At 73.0% G+C, this 1488-nt stretch carries 1 protein-coding gene and 1 pseudogene; one reads left to right on the top strand and one right to left on the bottom strand.

The window, feature by feature from the left end; translation table 11 throughout:
* Nucleotides 1-62: 62 nt before the first annotated feature.
* Nucleotides 63-866 carry an enoyl-CoA hydratase/isomerase family protein gene (locus AOK24_RS38655; protein ID WP_055724609.1) on the bottom strand — a complete coding sequence of 268 codons (804 nt, stop codon included), beginning with the start codon at nt 864-866 and terminating at the stop codon, nt 63-65.
* Between the two features lie 191 nt (nt 867-1057).
* Between AOK24_RS38655 and AOK24_RS49955 the strand changes: the two are divergent.
* Nucleotides 1058-1488: pseudogene (locus tag AOK24_RS49955) on the top strand (hypothetical protein); the annotation flags it as partial.

A 1488-nucleotide genomic window follows, 5' to 3' on the forward strand; every position in this document is an offset into this window, starting at 1 on the left:
CCGCCCAGCCCCTCCAAGCCCCCTAAAAGACTCACCAGCCACCCAGCCCCTGAAGGGCGGCCTCACTCGCCCGGCCAGTTCGGCTTCCGTTTCTCGTTGAACGCCCTCACCCCCTCCGCCCTGTCCCCCGAGAACGCCACCGTCCGCCACGCCGCGTCCTCCACCTCAAGGCCCGCCCTGAGGTCCAGGCCCTGCCCCAGGCGCAGCGCCTTCTTCGCCGCCCTCAGGCCCACCGGGGAGTTCGCGGCGATCCGGGCCGCCAGCGCCAGCGCCTCCTCCCGCGCGCTCCCCTCCTCCACCAGGACGTCCACCAGCCCCAACTCCCTTGCCTCCGCCGCCTCCACGCGCCGCGCCGAGAAGATCAGTTCGGCGGCGCGGGCCGCGCCCACCCGGCGGGGGAGCAACTGTGTGCCGCCGCCGCCCGGGATCACCCCCACCGACACCTCCGGCAACCCCACCACCGCCGTGCCGTCCGCCACGATCACGTCGCAGGACAGGGCGAGTTCGAAGCCGCCGCCCAGGGCGAAGCCGTTGACCGCGGCGATGGCCGGGACGGGGAGGTCGAGGACGGCCGTGTACGCGGCGCGGGTCGTCGGGCGCTGGAGGCGCAGGTCCGCGTCGGTGAACGAGTTGCGCTCCTTGAGGTCGGCGCCGACGCAGAAGGCACGGTCGCTGGAGGACATGAGGACTACGACCCGCACCTCGGGGTCTACCCCCAGAGAGCTACACGCGGCGGTGACGGCACGGGCCAAGTCCGTCGACACCGCGTTCATCGCCTTCGGCCGGTCCAGCACCAGCTCCGCCACGTGCCCATCGCCCTCGCGGCGGACCAGGACATGCTCGCCGAACCGTTCCTCGCTGCTCATGGCATCCTCCGGGGTCGCATCGTTAACGGTGGTTAACCACCTCGTCCGGGGCGATCATCGCAGTACATCCCCCGCCCGGGGAAGGGTGGCGGGTTCGGACTCCGACTACCCGTTCGAGTGACATACCTCCGGACCACCGCCCCCTCCCCCACCCCGCCGCATACCGTCACTGCGGCCCATCGGGAGGGGACATGTACGAGGGAGACGATCCGGCGACGACCCGCACAGGGGCGTTCCGCGCCCGGGGACGGCATCGGCGCCCCCGGCCCCGCAAGGTGGTCCTCGCGGCGGGCGGGCCGGCGTTCGCGGCGGGGGTGCTGGGGCTGCTGCGGGTGGTGCCGGACGGGGGCGCAGGTACTGGTACGGGAGTAGGGGCGGGTGAGGCCAGTCGTGAGGGGTACGCCGGTGGCGTCACCGACCTCGCGACGAACGCGGCGGCTGCGGTGCCGGCGCCCTCGGGCGGGCCCGGTGATACGCACAGCACCGGGGATAGGTACGGCACGGGTGATACCCGTAGTACTCCAGGGGGAGCCGCCTCCAGGGTCCCGGACCCTCGTAGTACCCCCGGTACCTCCGGCGTACCCCGCCCCTCGGCTCCCTCTCAGGAGCTACCGGTATCCCC

The sequence above is a fragment of the Streptomyces niveiscabiei genome, assembly GCF_001419795.1.
Classification (GTDB): Bacteria; Actinomycetota; Actinomycetes; order Streptomycetales; family Streptomycetaceae; genus Streptomyces; species Streptomyces niveiscabiei.

Coding starts and splice junctions, on each gene's coding strand:
- AOK24_RS38655 (WP_055724609.1), bottom strand. CDS start 866: ATGAGCAGCGAGGAACGGTTCGGCGAGCATGTCCTGGTCCGCCGCGAG.